This window comes from Pseudoalteromonas sp. NEC-BIFX-2020_015 (assembly GCF_012952265.1).
Taxonomy (GTDB): Bacteria; Pseudomonadota; Gammaproteobacteria; order Enterobacterales; family Alteromonadaceae; genus Pseudoalteromonas; species Pseudoalteromonas neustonica.
In genome coordinates this window covers 40,821-59,500 of sequence record NZ_JABCJL010000023.1, presented here as the reverse complement: position 1 = coordinate 59,500, position 18,680 = coordinate 40,821, and the positions used below count along the sequence as shown (strand labels likewise).

Sequence of the window (18,680 nt, the reverse complement as noted above, 5' to 3'; positions counted from 1 at the left end):
AAATGTGCCAAGGCCTTAATCGGCCTTGGGATTAAGTGAGAAAAGTATGCAAACAATTCCGATGACAGTTCGTGGCGCAGATTTAATGCGCAAAGAACTTAACGAATTAAAAACAGTTACCCGTCCAAAAATTGTTGCTGATATTGCAGTGGCACGTGAACATGGTGACTTAAAAGAAAACGCTGAATATCACGCAGCGCGTGAACAGCAGGGTTTTTGTGAAGGCCGTATTCAAGAGATTGAAGCAAAGCTTTCAAATGTACAAATCATTGATGTAACTAAGTTACCAAATACAGGTAAAGTTATTTTTGGTACGACAGTAACAATCGTTAATGTTGATACTGACGCTGAAGTTAAATACCAAATAGTTGGTGATGATGAAGCGAGTATTAAAGATAACCGTATTTCGGTAAATTCACCGATTGCCCGTGGTTTAATTGGTAAACAAGCAGATGATGCTGTGATCATTAAAACCCCGAAAGGCGACGTGGAATACGAAATCCTTGAGGTTGAGTACGTTTAATTACTTTACTGACTTTCACGTTTTATTAAAAACCGATGCTTAGCAATAAGCATCGGTTTTTTTATGCCTATGCTAACCTCGACATTCATTAATAAACTAGGTACGTTAGAAGTAATTGTTTCTTATACTTTAGGTTTTTTATGGAAAAGGTTATTTTCCCTACAGCATTACAAAGTGGCGATAAAATTGCAATCTGTGCGTTTTCTTCTGGTGTAGAAAGCCCTTTCCATAAACGCCTTGATATTGTATTGAATGGTTTAACACTGCGCGGCTACGAAGTAATAGAAGGGGAGTGTTTAAGGCAAAAAAATTGCTCTGCAAAGCAACGTGCAGATGAGTTAATGACTTTTTTGACTGATGATAGCATTGCCGCAATTATGCCACCTTGGGGTGGTGAGCTTGCTATGGAAATACTTCCACACCTTGATTTTAATGTGATTAAAAAGTCTCGCCCTAAATGGCTGGTTGGGTTCTCTGATATAAGTACACTTGCTTGTGTAATAACAGCGAAATGCGGTTGGGCCACATTGCACTGTACAAATTTAATGCAATTACATCCAGACGAACAAGATCCTCATTGCTTACAAGTATTTAAAACGCTTGAGCTTGAAGCGGGCAATGAGTTTACTCAAACCCCTGCGGCCTTTTATCAAGGTGATGCAATTAATTATGCACAATCACCGAATGCGTTATTTTCACTGTCAAAGCCTAGCCAATGGCGTTGTCTCAATGTAAAAGACAACCGTGATGTTGAGCTTTCTGGGCGACTATTTGGTGGCTGTTTAGATACATTAGGTTTATTGCTTACGTCACCTTTTTTATCACTACATGAATTTAAAAAGCAGTTCGCGCCGCATGGTTTGGTCTTGTATCTAGAAAATGCAGAGCTTCAGCCGACAGCTGTATTAAGGTTTATTATTTCACTTAAGCTAAATGATATATTTGGTCTTATTAATGGCTTAATTATTGGTCGAAGTGCGGTTATAAGTACAAAAGAGCAAGATATTGATTATTACCAAGCGCTGGAACTTGCACTCAGTGATCGTTTATTCCCAGTAATAATAGATGCAGATATTGGTCATGTAGCGCCCAATTTATGCTTAGTTAATGGAGCAAAAGTGAAGATCAGTGCAAGGCTTGAAAACACACTCGTTAAAAACGCAAAAATAATAACGTATTTAGAGTAGTCCCTTCTTTTGTGAATATTAGTAAAACATGCGCGGCATAAAGCCCCGCCTACGGCAGGTTTAGATCTTTATGCATGTATCGTAGGAGGGAGTTTACTTCGCGCAGCTCTAAGATTGGTATTAACTGTTTTATGCTTAACCAGTTGCACAAAGAGTGGCTTATTAGGGAAATAAGCCACTTATTCATCTAACTTATGCAGAATGTATTAAACATTAACCATACCGTAGTAGCGCAGAGGTTAATTATTTTGAATCCGATATTTGTTCCACTAATTCAACACGTCGATTAAGTTCGCGGCCTAATTCATTTTTGTTAGTTGCTACAGGAGAATAGGGCCCAACACCTTGTGAAATTAATCTTTTTTCAGCGATACCATAATTAGTAATTAAAGCGTTAACAACAGCATCAGCACGACGTTTAGAAAGCTCTAAATTATATTCAGCAGAGCCTTTATCATCTGTGTGACCAACAACATACAAACTCAATGCCTTATTTTTCTCCAGAACTTGCGCAATGACATCCAATGATTGTTTAGATTCAGGCTTTATGACCGCTTTATCGTAGTCAAATAACACCCCATAGATTGAGGCTTTACCTTTTTGCTTTAGTTGCTCTAACACTTTATCGCTATTGGTTTCTATTAATCCTGTTAATAATGGCTCGGTACGCATTACAACAAGTTGAACACGAGAATCACCATTATAGTTGCCTATAAAAAAGGCTACATAGGTAGTTTGGCCCTCAACAGTACTTTTCATAACTTGGTATCGAGGTTGGCGCCAGTAATTATAAGCTTGTTTTACAGCGAGCTTATCACCTAACTTTTGTAAATCCTCATCGATTAACCTATCTCTGGTGTTACCACTGCATGTATTTTTTTGACAAGAGAATACCGTTTCAAACCCTTCTTTTACTAAAGCACTTAGATAATTATGATAAATTTTTAGCGTTGACACCCTGTTTACGACATAAGTAATTTGGGTTAAGTCTCCGGTAACGTCTAGCATTGGGAGTGTGTTTGTTTTTGTATCAACAATACCAACAGGAATGCTGAATTCTTCATAATCAACCTGTTTATAATCTTCAATATAACTACTAGGGTAGCGACTTATTAATGGATGATCTGCTGAGCCCCCTTTATCTTTACGCGGTGCCTTGGTTATCTGTTTACTATTGTGTTTGGTAAATGCGTCAAAATTGGCAGTGACAAGTCCTGATTCAATGTCTTTTATATCCACTGTGGTTAATAATACTCGCGTCGTATTTTTATACTGACCAACAAATAACGAAATAGCAGCATCGAGGGACTCATCCCCTTTTGTGGCGAAAATATAGTGAGGTTGTTGGAATTGATTACTAGGGTTAAAGTAGCTAGACTTTTCAGCTAATAATTTTCTTTGTTCACGTTTATCTCCTGAATAACAATCACTTAAAGAACATGTATAAACCACTTTAAAACCAGCATCACTTAACGCACTTTCATAATTTTTTGTTACCTTTAACGAAGCAACATTTTTTATCGTATAAGCGTAATGGCCGGTATCTCCAATAAATTTTTGATATTCAAATTGTTGAGACTTTTTAGCTGTAGGAACAAACTTTGTAACAAGGCGAGTTTCTTCACCCGCTAAAATAACTGAATTCTGCAACTTTGCATTTGGGTAGGGTGAAAGTAGGGGCTTTGCTTGTATGCTAAATGTAAAACTTAGAAAAGTAATACAAAGCACACATATTTTATTTATGTTGTTCATGATAATTCCTTTTAATTGATTAGTATTGAGCCTAACCACTCAGCCTAACCACTCAGCCTAATCGCTGAGTGCCACTTAGCTTGTCTTCCCTTTCATTATTGTTGGGTAATCAAGGTGAAATGTAAAAGCGGTACAAAAATACTACAAATTCAACCATTTTTCAAAGTGACTTGAATTTAAATATCATATTAGGGTTGAATTATCAGCTGGATTTGAGCGTTTTTTTGCGCAATTTGCTGGTGAGGTTGACTTCAAATGTAAGGTAGATAGGGTGGATAACGTATCAATTTTTTAAGGGCTATTTTATCTTAAAACACAAATTAACGGTTGTTACGAATAAGATTAAAAATGCACAATTGTTATTTTTGTGCATTTTATTTTGGAATTATAGTGATGTGTATTTATAAGCTATAAAATGCTGATCACGTGCTCTTGGCCCAAACGTGATTTTGGTAATTTAGCATTATAGTCGGTTGCCGTTTCATGGTAGCCAATCGCAAGTGCAACATCACAAATGTATCCGTCGAGTTCATCTGCAAATATTTGGCTAATAAGATGTGGATCTACGCCTTCCATTGGTGTTGAGTCAATCCCTAAGCGCGCCGCGGTATGCATTGTGTTACCCAGTGCAATATATGTTTGTGCTTTTGTCCATGCTTCGTTATTGCCATTTTCATCGGTGTTAAGGTCAACAAATGCGTAAGCGCCAAATGCTTGTTCACGGTTCTCTGCTGGTGTACGACCATTTTTAATATCCGCATCAATAACTCTGGCGTAATCTTCACGGCTGTATTTAGGGTTGTGGGCAAATAAAATAATATGCGAGGCTGTTTTAACATGCGGCTGATTAAACTGAAATTTGTTTTCAAAAGTGTCATGCATACGTTGTTTAGCATGATCTGATTCAATCACAATAAATTTCCACGGCTGCGAATTGATAGATGAAGGTGATAGGCGCATTGCTTCATATAATACGGCTAAATCGTCAGCAGCAACACGTTTGGTTGCATCGTATTTTTTTGTTGTATAACGAGTATTTAAGTCATTAATAATTGGGTGTGTCATATTTTTTCCTGTAGCGAATAGTTTAAATTAGCTAAACCTTGATTACTTAATAATCGTCATTTCATTAAGTGTAAATGACTCAATTGCACCATCAACAGCTTCAACATAGTCTTGAAGGTGTTGGTTGTTCATATGTGCTTGCCATAATTGGCGGGTTTGCCAGTTTTCATAAAACATAAAATGAGCGGGGCTATCATTATTTTGATGTAAGTCGTAATTGATACAGCCTTGCTCAGCGCGTGTTGTTTCAATAAGCTTTATTAATTGCACTTTTACTAAATCAATGTGTTCAGGTTTGGCAATAATATTTGCCACAATGGTCAGTTGTGCCACTTTAACTCCTACGAATGAATGTATCTAAGCTAGGTTTATTCTATACATGCATAGTAATCCTTGCTTTGCTTTAGATAAACACCATAATGATTGAATCATTATCAAATAAAAATAGATAATATGCAGATTGAAGATTTAAAACTGATTTTGAAAGTAGCGGAGTTTAGAAGTATTACGCGCGCCGCAGCAAAACTAGATATGCGTACAGCCACTGCCAGTGCAGCAATTAAACGAGTAGAATCAGCATTAGGCTGTGAATTATTTGTACGTACTACACGTCACCTAAGGCTTTCAAGTGCAGGCGAGCGGTACATTGTGCAGTGTGAGCAAGCGCTGACAATACTTGAGCAGGCAAAGCAAAACATTAAAGGTGAACACGATGAAATTGAAGGCGAGCTGAGGGTTGCATTGTCATCTGATCTTGGTCGAAATTTAGTGATCCCTTGGATAGATGAAATAATGGACAACTATCCTAAAGTGAGTTTACGTACTCACATAAGTGACAGTAACATAGATTTTTATCGTGATTCAGTTGATATAGCGCTTCGCTATGGCTCGCCTAATGATGCTAACGTGTATGGATTTAAAATTTGTACGGTGCCGCGTTTATTGTGTGCAACCAAAGAGTATCTTGCTGAGCACACTAACCCCATACATCCCGATGACCTTGCACAGCATCAAGGACTGTTTTATCAGCTACAAGACATTATCAATAATGTTTGGGAATTTACTGATGGCGAAAATAAGTACAAAGTAAAAATGCAGGGAAGACGAGCTTCAAACGATGGTGATTTAGTTAGGCGTTGGTGTGTCGCCGGTAAAGGACTTGCTGTAAAATCGGCGCTGGATATTGCAGATGACCTGCTTAATGACAGAGTCGTTACAGTTATGCCTGATTATCAACATACCTGCGGCGAGTTGTGGCTAATTTGCCCAAGTCGGCAATCAATTACGCCCGCAGTGCGGTTGTTGCGTGATGTATGCAGACAAAAAGCACACGAAACACTAAAGCAGCTTGTTGAGAAGGGGATACTTGACGCCAGTGTATTGGTAAACTAAAGCAACAAGTACACCCTAATTACGTGATCTGAGCTTCGGATAATAAACTTTTCGCCAGTTTTTTTGTTTATTGTAATAGCAGTTGTTTGATGGCTTTTTTTGCACTTTCACTCTCAGGGTTCAATGCAAGTGCAGTTTGATAGCTTTTTAATGCGAGTGTTGGCTTATTTGCAGTTAAATAAGCTTCTCCTAAACTGTCATGTGTATTTGCAGAGTCAGGGTATTGCGCTGCATTGAGTTCAAAGATTGCAATGGCGGCATCAAGTTTTTTCATTGTCATTAATTCATAACCAAAGTAGTTGATGGTTCTTTCTCGAAGCGGGTTATTTTGCTCTTTTAGCTCACTATACTTACTTTTCAGTCCTGCAACTCCCCCAGCTAGTAAAGCATTATATAGTTGGCTATCAACATTTTCTGTGGCGATTTTATAGGGTTTGTCATAATAAATATTTAATAATCCTTCGGCCATCGGAGTTAATGGCGCTCCGCCAGTATTATTTAAAATAACCACCAATAATTGCTCTTCAGCAATACGACTAATAAATGCATTAAAACCATTAATCCCCCCTCCGTGTTGGATTTGAGTTAGTGGCTTGCCATACTTTTGCGTCTTTAATTGATTTACTTCCCAACCCAGTGCGTAATTACGTTGTGTGGAGGTGGTGTACATTTGACTTTTTAGCTCATTATTGAGCAGTTTATTTGTGTAAAGTGCTTGATCCCACTTAACTAAATCACGAGCAGTCGAGTACATAGAACCTGCAGCATAGGGGATCGACATATCCAAATAAGCAGCATTAGTATAACCATCTAAGTTATTATTGTAGCCACTTGCACGATATTTGATGATATGGCTACTTGAGTCATAGCCACTGTCGCTCATACCAAGAGGCGTTAAAATATTTGTTTGCAAAAGTTGTTGATACGTTTTGCCTGATGCTTTTTCAATAATTGCGCCCAATAAAAAGTACCCTGAGTTACTGTAGCGAAATTTACTGCCAGGCTTGAAGAGTAAATCATCACTGCATAGCAGTTTAATAAATTCGTCTACACCATATGGGTTGCGGCTATAGTGCTCATGGAAGTTATGGGCTTGAGTGTAATTACCAAGCCCAGAGGTGTGGTTAAGTAATTGCCTAACGGTAATTTTTTTTGCTGTGTCAGGTCGATAGTCGGGTAGGTAAGTGGCGATAGGTTTGTCTAGATCTATTTTACCATCTTGTACTAGTTGTAAAGTCAGCATTGCGGTGAATTGTTTAGTGATAGAACCTATACGAAATTTAGTTTCGGCTGTATTTTTAATATCCCATTCAAAATTGGCATAACCATAGCTTTTTTCAAAAATCACTTTGCCTTGTTTTGCCACTAAAATATTGCCGTTAAACTGTTTTAAGTCATGGTATTTTTGGATAAAAGAATCCATTTTTTGCTGTTGATTATTGGCGTTTGTAGCACCAGAGAATAATGCGAGGGATACTATTAAAAAAGAGTAAAGTAACACGAGTTGTTTTGATAGCATGTGCGTCCTTATTTGTTTTTAGTTCGTTTTATCATCTATTTGTAGCGTGGATTGTGTGCTAAGTAAATAATTATAATGTTGATTTTATGTACTAAATTCACGGTTGTTGTGATTATTAATATAAAAAAGCCCGCACTGTAAACAGTGCGGGCTAGTTGGTTGGGATGTTAAATTTTATGTATTGGTTGGCGTTACTGCAACAGGTTGACCATCGACTAGCGCTTCTTTACCACGCCATTTACGAATAACTCGTTTGGCATCTTCAAGCGCCACGTATTGGCATGGGATCAGTATTAAAGTGATAACCGTGGCAAACAGTACGCCAAACGCAAGTGACACTGCCATCGGAATAACAATCTTCGCTTGTAGACTGGTTTCCATAATGATGGGCATTACACCAATAAATGTAGTGATAGAGGTCAGTAGTATTGCTCTAAAGCGTCGTGCGCCTGCTTGAGTTACGGCATCTTTAATTGCAACGCCATCAGCGCGCGCTTTATTTACAAAATCAACCATAACCAGCGAGTCATTTACCACCACACCGGCCACCGCGATAATGCCGAAAATTGACAAACCACTCATCGTCATACCCAGTACCATGTGGCCAAACATGGCACCTATGACACCAAACGGGATCACCGACATAATAATTAATGGCTGCGAGTATGATCGTAGCGGAATTGCTAAAAGTGCAAAAATAATCATCATTGATAAAGCAAAATCACGTACTTGCTCTGCAACGCTGTCCATCTCTTCTTGAATACGTCCAGCAACACTGCTCTGTACACCGGGGTAACTTTTTAATAATGAAGGTAAATATTCATCGCGAATTTGTTCTGCGATGGCAAACGGTTCAACTTGATCAGTATCAACAGATGCCCACACATTAATGGTACGTTTAGAGTTTTCACGGCGAATGCTATTCACACCATCAACTAATTTAACTTCGGCGACTTCAGCCAGCGGTACTTCCGCGCCACTTGGCGTAACAATACGTACACTGTCAATGTCGCTGATTGAGTTACGGGCATCTTCAGGGTAGCGGATCATCACCTTAATCTCTTCGCCATCGCGAAGAATGCGCTGTGCTTCAAGGCCGTAGTAGCTAAAGCTTACTTGGGAAGCAACATCAGCAAGGGTTAATCCCATACTGTAAGCAAGTGGTTTTAAATCAAGTTGTACTTCATCTGTTGCACTTTGCATTGAGTCATTTACATCACCCACGCCTTCCAATGTATTAAGTTTTTCTTTCAGTTTTGCGGCAACTTCTTTAAGTTTATCAACGTTTTTACCTTCAAGACGGAAGCTAATATCGCCATCATCTCGGCCCCCATTCATAATGCTGTCTTGAATGGTTAATGTTTTAACACCAGGCAAAGGTGGCATTTGCTCACGCCAAAGTGCACTTAATGCAAAGGTATCAATAGGGCGTAGGTCTGGCTCAACCAATATTGCCATGATGCTGGCATTAGTACGACCGCGTAAGCTTACTGATAAATCACGAACCATAGCAGTGCCATATTGTTCTTTAAGCTGATTATCAACATTTATAATGACTTGCTCAATTTTACGCGCAGTTTCTAGTGTTGCTTGCTCTGATGATGCTAAGTTCATTTCGACGGAAATACGCGGAAAGTCATGAGGTATTTTAGGGTTGGCAACAAACTTAACGAGGCCACCTGCAAACATACCGCCGCTGACGATTAATACACAGACAAAGCCAATAATAACGGTATAGCGATAATGAATACAGCGACTAATAAACGGTGTGTAATAATTTTCTACAAAGCGTCTTAATCCGCCATCCATTACGTTACGTAAGCGGTGCAGTGGATTTTTAGGGTTTGGTTTACGTGGATTCATTGCGGCAATATGCGCAGGTAAAATAAGTTTTGACTCAATTAACGAGAAAATCAAACATAGAATAATAACGCCACCAATGGCTTTAGAAAACGCAGCACCTGGGCCTGTAGCTAAAGTTTGCGGTAAAAAAGCTGCAATGGTGGTTAATACACCAAAAGTGGCGGGCATAGCAACGCGTTTAACACCGCGTACAACATTATCAAGACTGTGGCCGTACTTTTCTATTTCGGCACTGGCAGATTCACCTACGACTATCGCGTCATCAACGACAATTCCTAGCACTAATATAAAGGCAAACAGCGATGCTAAGTTAATTGTGACATCTAAAAAGCCCACTGGCATCATCAAAAATGCGCCAAGGAACGACACAGGTAAACCCATCATTACCCAAAAAGCTAAGCGCAGTGGTAAAAATAAGGCGAGTACCACCATAACCAAAATGCCGCCCCATACCATGTTATCGATCATCATATCTAATCGACCTTCAAGGTAGTAAGTTAGATCAACAATAGGGGTTAACTTTACGCCCGCAGGTAATGTATCGGCTTTATCTGCAAGGTATTGCTTGAGGACTTTAGCAATTTTAGTAATGTCTTGATCTTTTGACGCGTTGACTTCAAATGAGAGTGAGTTTTTACCATTGTATTTAGAGTATTGTAAGCCTTCTTCAAAGCCATCGTTGATGGTCGCAACGTCGCCTAAAAAGACTTGTGCGCCATCAGGGAGTAAAATTAGAGGAAGCTTTTCAAATTCATTACCACGGTACGCTTGTTTTTCAACCCGCATTGAAATATAGCCATTCTCAGAGCGTATTTGCCCCGCTGACATATTGGCTGAAAACGCGCGTACAGCCCCTGAAATATCCCTAAAGGTTAGGCCATATTCACGTAGTTTATCTGGACTGACTTCAATGCCTATTTCATAGTCTAAGCCACTGTTAAATTCAACGAGGTTTATTAATGGCAGGGCTTGGAGTTCATCTTTAATATTATTGCCCAGCTCTTTGAGCTGATGGTTCGACATATCGCCATACAGAGCGAGTATCATTACTTCTTGCTCAAATTTATCGTGACGAACAACAGGGCGTTCCATTTCAGCTGGAAAAGTGTTGATTGAGTCAACTTGCATCTTTATTTCATCGAGTACTTCTTGGGTGTCGTATTTTTCTGCGACTTCAATCCATGCTTGAGAAAAACTGCGGTTTGAGTAGGTGATTTTACGTTTTATACCTTCAAGGCCTTCAAGTGCCTCTTCGACCTTGATGGTAATGCCTTCTTCTACCTCTTGTGGTGCTGCACCAGGATACACCGCTTGCACGCTGATCCAGTTATTTTCAAACTGCGGAAACATTTGTTTACGAATAGAAAACGCTGTTAAAATACCGCCCACGAGAATAAAAATCATTAATAGGTTGGCTGCAACAGGGTTGCGAGCAAACCAAGCAATTAAGCCCTTTTCGCTATGAATGGTCATTTTTTATTCCTCTTTCAATGCAAGTTGGGTTGCACCAAGAGGCTTGTCAGCATCATTAATTTTTACCAGCATACCTTCACTTGGGTACTCAAGCGCAGAGGTTATTAGTTGCTGACCTTCCGTTAGGCCTTGTGATGCTATCACCATGCCGTTGTATTCTCTAACTATATCAATTGTTTTGAATGATAATGTTAAATCATCGTTGAGTACGACAATTTTGCCGTCCTTTACTAAATGGTGCGGTACAACAATCGCATTGTTTAATTCACGCCCTGAAATAGTCGCATTAATGTAAGAGCCAAAACGCAAAGGTTGCTCACTAGCATAAGGGGTTGCAATTTGTGCGACTAAATAGCTCATGCGGCTTTTTTGATCAATCACGCCTTCACTGCGAACTACTTTTGCCTGCCATTGCGTTGGTTTCCCTGCAAAATCAGCACTAAGAGTGACTGTGGCGCCAATACCACCATTAATCAAATATTGCAGTTCTTTGTCTGCAACTGGAAGGCGTATTTCTGCAATGGAAGTTGAGCTTAATTCACCAAATTTATTACCTGGATTGACCACGCTGCCTAAACTAATATCACGCGCTGCAATAATTGCATCATAAGGGGCTTTGATATATGTACGCTCTAAATTACGTTTAGCTCGTTTTTCAGAGGCTTGCGCCGCACGATAGCGGGCTAGTTTTTCTGCTAGTTGTGGCTTACGTAAATACAACTGCGATGGAATTACTTGGCTTGAATTATCTTTGATGCGATCCCACTCAGCTTGTGCTACATGTGCTTGAGCACGTTCAATTTCTAAATCAGCGCTTGCTTGTGCCATGCCAGCCTGCGCTTCAATCAATGCAGCTTCATAATCATTTGGATCAATTCGTGCTAGAATATCGCCCTGTTTGACGAATCCGCCTTGAACAAATTGCTCAGAGACAAATACAACTTGCCCACTAACTTGGGCAACTAGCATGGTGTGATCTTTTGCTTTTACTACACCATAGGATTTTACATCCAAGTTTATTGGGTCAAGGTGGACAGCCGTTGTTGATACTAACGGGCGAGTATCAACTGCTGGTTTTTCTTCTGGTGGTTTCTTCATTGAAGAGAAGCCTGCAGCAAGTGCAATCCCGCCAACCAGTACCGCGATAGGTAGAATAATTTGTTTTTTAGTAGCCACAGGGCTTTCCTCATAATTAGGTGACAGAGTAATTATAGAGAATAAAATATTTTAAAATCGTATGAAGATGTAACAAGTCATTACACAGTTAACAAAGTAGATAAGTAAGGTACAAAAAGGGCAAGTATGAATACATTAACAATGACGTGTCGTTTAGGGTGTGGTGCGTGCTGTATTGCGCCAAGTATCAGCTCGCCAATTCCCGGCATGCCTAATGGTAAAAAGGCCGGAGAACGTTGTATTCAGCTGGATGAAGGCAATTTATGCAAACTATTTGGCGATGAAAGTCGCCCTAAAGTGTGCAGTGATTTTAGTGCTACTTTGGATGTTTGCGGTACCAGTAACGCACATGCTTTAGCGTTGATCACAGAGCTAGAAGAGCTGACCTAACGTAAAATTTATACACACATTTTTTACGCGTCATTGGTTTGAAGAATGTTTATAGGGCGTTTTTGCTTAGGTTATATACCCAAGCCACCTCAAGATGCAGAATTCAGCGTTTCACAGGAGCTTAATATCAAGGCGTTACTTTGCAACAATGGCTATCCCTTTTAAGAAGTAACAACGATGAGAGTAAGTCTCTGTGAAACGCCCAACGGGTTGGTTTTAAAGCGATTTATACTGCGTTAATTTTATAAGGTATTGATTTTAATAATAAAATCACTATTGCTTGCAATCAATACCTTGCCTAAATCGCTTTAAATTCCTACTGAAACAGCATCTTGAGATGGTTTGGGTATAGGAACTAAAGCCTCCTTTGCGAAGGCTTTATATGCTGTTACCAGCTGTAGGTTGCACTGAGTGTATATTGTTCACCACGTCCTGGGGTGCCTGGGATCTCTTCAAATGATTCGCCCCACACGTTATCCGCTGCAAGCGTAATAAAAAAGTTTTCAAATTGATGTGGCGTTATTTTTAAGGTTAGGTGCGTAAATAACGCGTCATCATCACCATTTCTAAGCGTGTTTTCGTGTTGTTTACGCCATTCATTATCAATGCGAAACTCAAGTAAATCGCTTGGGGTCCAAATCGCGCCAAGGGTTAGCCTGTGATCAGGGTAGTTTAATGCGTAAAAACTGGCATCTATGTCTGCAACGCCATAATCTTCTGATTTATTTAAGAAGGTGTAGCTTGCAATAACTTCTGCGGTATCAAAATGTTTAGTGGCAAAAAATTCAACGCCAGATGTATCAATATCAACCGGGTTTGCAAAGCGGGCTGATGTTGAATTTAAACTGTAGGTCCAATCGGTTAAATTTTCATCTTGGCGATAAAAGAGGGCAGAGTTAAACACCCAATTTTGCTGCTCAAAAAGTAAGCCTAGTTCTAGGTTTTTAGTTACTTCACGTTCAAGCGAATAGTTACTTCTAAATAAGCCTCCAGAGTCACTACCGCCAATGGCAGTGTAACCAGCCACTTGGCTTGCTTGTGCGTACGATAAATAAAGTGCTCGTTCAGTACCATCTTGAGTTACTGTATTCCAAGTAACATCACCAATGAGTGAAATGTCAGAATCGTCTCTATTTGTATCGTCAAAAGTGGCACCAAGGCGCATAGTAATGCTTTGATTAGTTTCAAGTGTTACTTTATATTCAGGTAAAATACTGACCTTATAGTAACTGCGCGACGTAAAGTTATTTTCTAAAGTCGTTGATTCAATCGAATCTTCAATATACTGCGCAGAGTAATTGAGCGCGAATGAATCATTGCGAGCATGACGACCTGAGAGCGCCAGTGATTTTACTTCGCTCTCATGAAACGCCTCAAACATAGATGGGTTTTCACGTGAAAAAACATAATGGTCGTTATGTTTACGATAATATGCAGATATTTCAAACTCACTGTCGGCTGCGTATTCTTGCTTATGGTTTAGCATCACTAAGCGGGTTTCAAGATCTTCGGTTTCATTTACATTAAATGGCGTATACATATTTGGCCAGCCAAAAAACTTTTCTTGATAGCCAAAGAACAGGTCGGTTTGTGATTGAGGGCCGGTTAATTGTACACGTGTTGATGCGCGGCTAAAGTCATGATCGCCATTATCAATTGAGCCATCGCTTTGAGAGTGAGAAAACTCACCTTCAACTCCCACACGCCACTCATTAACTCCCTCTAGCGGTAGGCTAACAGCGCCATGTAAGCTTTGTCGATTAAAATCATTATTACCAGCACCAAGCGATACACTACCTCCTGTGTTAATTGGTTTCCAACCAAAAGAGACCGTTCCGACTGAACTATTGACACCATAAAGTGCGTTATCTACCCCTGTTATGACTCTAGGGCTCGTTAACATCTGTGGCGCAATAGGAATTTCAGCAAAGTAATGGCCTGACTGTGGATCAAATAAAGTGGCGCTGCCGACTCTAAAACCAGTGTTTTCAAAAATACCGCCGCGAATAGTCACATCTGCTTGCGCTTCAGCCATATTGCGTGATTGTAAATCAACCCGAGGGTCGTATTCTAAGTTAGAAACTGGAGAGTCGAAGGTACCGACAGGTTCTTTGTTCGCTGTTGGTGACGCTTCAATAGTGATTTTTTCTATACTTTTTGTATCGGTCTCGTCTGCTGCGAATGACAACGTTGATATACTACATAATAAGGCTGGTAGAGTGAGGTGTACCGTTCGGATCATCTTAAGTTCTCTTTTTCGCGTAGTCTACAAAGTAGCGCTTAGGGGCTAATATTTAATAACTTTGATTGTGGCGCCATTGTATCTTAATGCGAGAAAATTGCATTTACTTATACTTTATAAACACAACATATTGCTTCAATATTTAGGCGTTTTAATCACTTAGCGAATGGGGTGGTGTGGCTATACATGTAAAAGGATTTTGAACTAGGGGTGTGGGCAATCATCAAAGGCTGAATATAGCTAGGGTGTGTTGACCTTTAGTGATTGATTTTGCAGCAGTCTATTTGGTATTTAGGCAAGGCAGCGCCTATGGTGTGTGGTGTTTCTCATAAATAGGCGATAATGCAGTATAAATGTCAAACAGGCGCGCTGTCCAAAGGGTTCTTTCTAGGGGCGTGAGCAGGACGCGGGTTTACTTAGCCCGCTCGATTCCAAACCTCGGTAACCTGATATTTGTTAGAGGCTGCAAAGTCAGTTAAAGTACGTGCCTTGTTATAAACAAGGCTTGCAATTATGTTTAGATTTAGCGTGCGAAAGGGTCTGCATTTATTTTATCAACGTACCAGTTGCCTTTTTTACGTACCATTTTTACACTGCGCATATCATCGACTTTATTCCCATTAAGATAGCCGGTAAAAATGAGGTTAATATTTGCTTTGTCACCATATTGCTCTCTCAAGCTCATATTGGTCATATCAACTTCAATCGTCACTTCATCAAATTGCATGTTAATTAAGTTTCGTGCAAATTGTTTAGCGGTGCCATAGGACTTCATGATCCTAGCCATTTTTGGCGTAGCCATACTACTGGCTTTAGTAAGATCTTTTTCGTTATATAACACATCAAAGAATAATGCGGCGCTATTGCCTGGTGTATTGTTTTCACCTTTTGGTGAATCTTCACTACCACAACCGTTTAAAAGTAACATAAGCGTAATAGTGCAAAGTGTAATAAATGATTTCATTCTGATTTTAGAAACTTATTAGTGATGATTTAGTGTGTGACTAAACAGTGCAGATGTAAAGTTTACTGTAAACATTAATGGCAATAGATATAAAAAGTAATAAAAAAGACTGTGTAAAAAGCATGTTAGATACCGCGCACAGTATTTCAAAGTTTGCACAAACATGTGTTATTCGTTAAAAATGTTATTCACACTGGTGGTTAAGCCGAAGTGTCGCGCAAAGAATTATAGAGCCGTTTATAAAAATACTCAGTGAGTTAGTTACAGCAGGGATACAAAAGTTACCATTAGCGCATTGTTTATAAATAATAAAACTATAAAGTTACCAATAAATGAATGGCTGTATTAGGCAGGAGTATACAGTATGAGAAAAAAACGAAAAAATGAATTTACTACAGGCGTTTTAAATACCCAGCCTTACATGGATTTAGGTTTTGTATTGTTAATTTTTTTTGTTATGTTGTTTTCTTTTCAAAAAGAGACCGCAGTTGAGGTAATTAAAGGCACAATGCTTGATAATTGTGGTAGTTATCGCAACTGGTGCGCGCATAACCCAGCCATTAGAGTCTCATTGAGTCGCAGTGGAGCGTTGCGATTTTTACATGATAAAACAACATACAATCTCAGTGAAAAAGAAGCTATAAATCAACTGATTTTTGAGATGCTCTCTGAGCTCCCGACTAATCGAGTGTGGTTATTCGTAGCAGATGATGTGCCATTGAGTTTGAGTCTTGAAGCTACTGATATATTCAAAAAGCAAGGGATTACGCATATTGTATGGGGTAATCTATAAAGCTGCATTTACATTGTGTTGTTTACCATTTGACCTGCTTGATGGTCGCAAATAACAACTTGATCTCTGCCTTTAGCTTTTGCAATATATAAACGCTTGTCAGCTTGATCTAACAATGTCTTAATAGATGCATTCGCATCATAACTGCTACTGATCCCTACACTTACTGATAAATCAATAGAGTTACCTTTAAAGTGTAAGCTATGTTCCCTTATGGCATCACACAAGCGCTGTGCAGTTTCTTTAGCTTGATATAACGATTGATCTGGGAGCAACAAGGCAAACTCTTCACCACCAATACGCGCAGCAATATCGTGGTCATTCAGATGTGCCATAATATGTTGAGCAATCCATTTTATTGCGGTATCACCCGTGCTGTGACCATATTTATCATTCACTCTTTTAAAATGATCTATATCGATCATAACAACAGCAAAAGATTGTTGATGTGCAATACCTTGTTTTAGCAGTGCTTGTCCTTGCATAAAAAACCCACGACGATTTAACAAGCACGTTAACGTATCGTGATTGACAAGGCGTTGAAGTTTTTCTTCAATATTTACAAATAATAAAAATGGTAATACTAGGGCTGTAGCAGTTGCCAAAATAATGTGGTTGATCAAAATAGCCTGTAGAGGTTGATGAAAATCAAGCACTGTATTTGTTATATGCGGGGCTGCTAGCATCATACCTTGTATGTACATAATAATACTGTGGCTAATAAAACACGCTGAGAGTATTTTTTGCTGTATAGGAGCGGCGCATTTCATTTTATGTACTAAATAAGCTGCGTACATAAAGAGCGTTGCAATAATAATGCTAGTGACCATTTGCCCAGCGGTAACCGCGTAAATAGGGAGTAATATAATAGCACTTACAAAAATTAAGGTTAAAAAATGACGGCTAGTACGGCTATGAGTATGAGTCACTTTTTGTAAACCAATAATCGCCAATACAGGGCTAATTATTATGCACAAATCAGCAAGGTAGTGGGTAATAAATGTATTGTCTAAAACAATACGTAAACAAGCAAAAATTTGTGCAACAACAAACACAGCACAAGAAGCACCTAAATATAAGTAACACCGTTGTTTTTTATAATTATAAACGGTAATAAAAAAGCCGCCGATGAGTATATTTAACAGCAGTGATATGCTAATTACAGTAGGTAAATGAAGCATTAATAATTTGCTCAGTTCGATTGACCTATTTGAGTCAATAATTACAATTGTGATGCAAGTATTATTTATTAGCGTTTAAATAGCAAGGTAGTATTAAATTATTGTTTTTTGATTCTCATCTTATGGTTATTTATTATCATCCCAATAGGTTTTCTAATGCTAGGTCCAATGTAGGGTAACTAAAATTATAGTGGCTATTAAGTGCTTTTTTCGGTTGTACATATTGACCGTAAAGTAATAAATCAGCCATTTCACCCATTGCTAATTTTAGTATCCATGCAGGCATTGGAATTTTAGCGGGGCGGTTCAATGCTTTCCCTAAATGTTGACTAAACTCGGCATTTGATACTGGCGCTGGTGCGGTCATATTAAATGCACCACTGAGTTGTGAATGCGTGAGCATGTGGATAATTAGATTAATCATATCCTCAATATGTATCCATGACATACCTTGGCGACCACTGCCAATAGGTCCACCTAAACCCAGTTTAAAGGGGGGCAGCATTTTTGCTAAAGCACCGTTATTATTTGCTAAGACGATACCGGTACGTAGTAAGCATACGCGGGTATCAGTTGACTGAGCACTCAGTGCTGCTTGTTCCCAATCATTGCATAGGTGGTGGCTAAATTCAGGTGTTACATCAACAAACTGCTCGTCAATGTGGGTGCTGGATTGCCTGCCATAAAACCCTATAGCACTGCCTGATATAAACGTATGCGGTGGTGTATGGCATTGCTTTATCGCATTACTAATTTGTTGGGTCAGTGTAATACGACTATTACGCAGAATACACTTTTGTTTATCACTCCAACGTTTATTTACAATGGGTTCACCCGCCAAGTTAATAACACAATCTAGGTCGTTAAAATCAACGCTAGTGAGGGCATCAATGTAATGAATGTTTGGTCCAAGTTGTTGCGTTGCTTTACTTATATTGCGAGTAAGTACTGTTAGCTTATGGTCCTTGTTCAATGCGGAGCATAAATAGCCGCCGATTAAGCCAGTCGCGCCAGTGATCAATATGTGCATAAGAGGTTTCTTTTTAGTAGCAATATTAATTTTATACGAAAGATAGACGGCTTTGATCACTTTGCAAATATTTCATTTGATTAACTTTTCACATACACTAACCGCAGTTTTTATTTTCAAGGATTATAGT

At 39.1% G+C, this 18,680-nt stretch carries 15 protein-coding genes; 5 read left to right on the top strand and 10 right to left on the bottom strand.

The window, feature by feature from the left end; genetic code table 11:
- Positions 1-46 precede the first annotated feature (46 nt).
- Together greA and HH219_RS16015 are read left to right on the top strand one after the other, a co-directional pair.
- A complete protein-coding gene (greA, locus tag HH219_RS16020; RefSeq protein WP_054206233.1) occupies positions 47-523 on the top strand; it encodes a transcription elongation factor GreA in 477 nt (158 codons plus the stop codon).
- Positions 524-663: 140 nt separating this feature from the next.
- The gene (locus HH219_RS16015; protein WP_169328046.1) at positions 664-1,710 is read left to right on the top strand and encodes a S66 peptidase family protein; all 1,047 of its coding nucleotides are present in this window, start codon (positions 664-666) and stop codon (positions 1,708-1,710) included.
- A 243-nt stretch (positions 1,711-1,953) separates the two neighbouring features.
- Here the strand turns inward: HH219_RS16015 and HH219_RS16010 are convergent, their stop codons facing one another.
- The 3 genes from HH219_RS16010 to HH219_RS16000 form a co-directional block, all read right to left on the bottom strand.
- The gene (locus tag HH219_RS16010; RefSeq protein ID WP_169328045.1) at positions 1,954-3,462 is read right to left on the bottom strand and encodes an OmpA family protein; all 1,509 of its coding nucleotides are present in this window, start codon (positions 3,460-3,462) and stop codon (positions 1,954-1,956) included.
- Positions 3,463-3,870: 408 nt separating this feature from the next.
- A complete protein-coding gene (locus HH219_RS16005; protein WP_169328044.1) occupies positions 3,871-4,527 on the bottom strand; it encodes a nitroreductase family protein in 657 nt (218 codons plus the stop codon).
- A gap of 42 nt (positions 4,528-4,569) precedes the next feature.
- Positions 4,570-4,860, bottom strand: a complete 291-nt coding sequence (locus HH219_RS16000; RefSeq protein WP_169328043.1) for a putative quinol monooxygenase — start codon at positions 4,858-4,860, stop codon at positions 4,570-4,572.
- A gap of 120 nt (positions 4,861-4,980) precedes the next feature.
- On the opposite strand from HH219_RS16000, the gene HH219_RS15995 reads away from it, so the two are divergent.
- A complete protein-coding gene (locus HH219_RS15995) occupies positions 4,981-5,919 on the top strand; it encodes a LysR family transcriptional regulator (RefSeq protein ID WP_169328042.1) in 939 nt (312 codons plus the stop codon).
- Positions 5,920-5,986: 67 nt separating this feature from the next.
- On the opposite strand, the gene HH219_RS15990 is transcribed toward HH219_RS15995, so the two are convergent.
- The 3 genes from HH219_RS15990 to HH219_RS15980 all read right to left on the bottom strand — a co-directional run bounded on the left by HH219_RS15990 (position 5,987) and on the right by HH219_RS15980 (position 11,950).
- Positions 5,987-7,438, bottom strand: a complete 1,452-nt coding sequence (locus tag HH219_RS15990) for a serine hydrolase domain-containing protein (RefSeq protein ID WP_169328041.1) — start codon at positions 7,436-7,438, stop codon at positions 5,987-5,989.
- Positions 7,439-7,612: 174 nt separating this feature from the next.
- Entirely contained in the window at positions 7,613-10,774 is a 3,162-nt protein-coding gene (locus tag HH219_RS15985; RefSeq protein WP_054455465.1) for an efflux RND transporter permease subunit, read from the bottom strand.
- A gap of 3 nt (positions 10,775-10,777) precedes the next feature.
- Positions 10,778-11,950: an efflux RND transporter periplasmic adaptor subunit gene (locus HH219_RS15980; protein ID WP_054206241.1), complete on the bottom strand. Its 1,173-nt coding sequence runs from the start codon at positions 11,948-11,950 to the stop codon at positions 10,778-10,780.
- 126 nt (positions 11,951-12,076) lie between these two features.
- Here HH219_RS15980 and HH219_RS15975 point away from each other — a divergent pair, with 126 nt between their 5' ends.
- Positions 12,077-12,340, top strand: coding sequence for a YkgJ family cysteine cluster protein (locus HH219_RS15975; RefSeq protein ID WP_054206242.1), 264 nt, complete (start codon positions 12,077-12,079; stop codon positions 12,338-12,340).
- Between the two features lie 388 nt (positions 12,341-12,728).
- Here HH219_RS15975 and HH219_RS15970 read toward each other — a convergent pair whose 3' ends face one another.
- Both HH219_RS15970 and HH219_RS15965 read right to left on the bottom strand, forming a co-directional pair.
- The gene (locus tag HH219_RS15970) at positions 12,729-14,582 is read right to left on the bottom strand and encodes a TonB-dependent receptor (protein ID WP_169328040.1); all 1,854 of its coding nucleotides are present in this window, start codon (positions 14,580-14,582) and stop codon (positions 12,729-12,731) included.
- 523 nt (positions 14,583-15,105) lie between these two features.
- On the bottom strand, positions 15,106-15,546 hold the full coding sequence (locus HH219_RS15965; protein ID WP_054206244.1) for a hypothetical protein: 441 nt from the start codon (positions 15,544-15,546) through the stop codon (positions 15,106-15,108).
- Between the two features lie 364 nt (positions 15,547-15,910).
- On the opposite strand from HH219_RS15965, the gene HH219_RS15960 reads away from it, so the two are divergent.
- Complete coding sequence (locus HH219_RS15960; protein WP_169328039.1) at positions 15,911-16,339, top strand: biopolymer transporter ExbD; 429 nt, start codon at positions 15,911-15,913, stop codon at positions 16,337-16,339.
- An 8-nt stretch (positions 16,340-16,347) separates the two neighbouring features.
- Here HH219_RS15960 and HH219_RS15955 read toward each other — a convergent pair whose 3' ends face one another.
- Positions 16,348-17,520 (bottom strand): GGDEF domain-containing protein, encoded by a 1,173-nt coding sequence (locus HH219_RS15955; RefSeq protein ID WP_169328038.1) that lies wholly within the window; start codon positions 17,518-17,520, stop codon positions 16,348-16,350.
- A 136-nt stretch (positions 17,521-17,656) separates the two neighbouring features.
- On the bottom strand, positions 17,657-18,550 hold the full coding sequence (locus tag HH219_RS15950; RefSeq protein ID WP_169328037.1) for a TIGR01777 family oxidoreductase: 894 nt from the start codon (positions 18,548-18,550) through the stop codon (positions 17,657-17,659).
- Between the last annotated feature and the right edge of the window lie 130 nt (positions 18,551-18,680).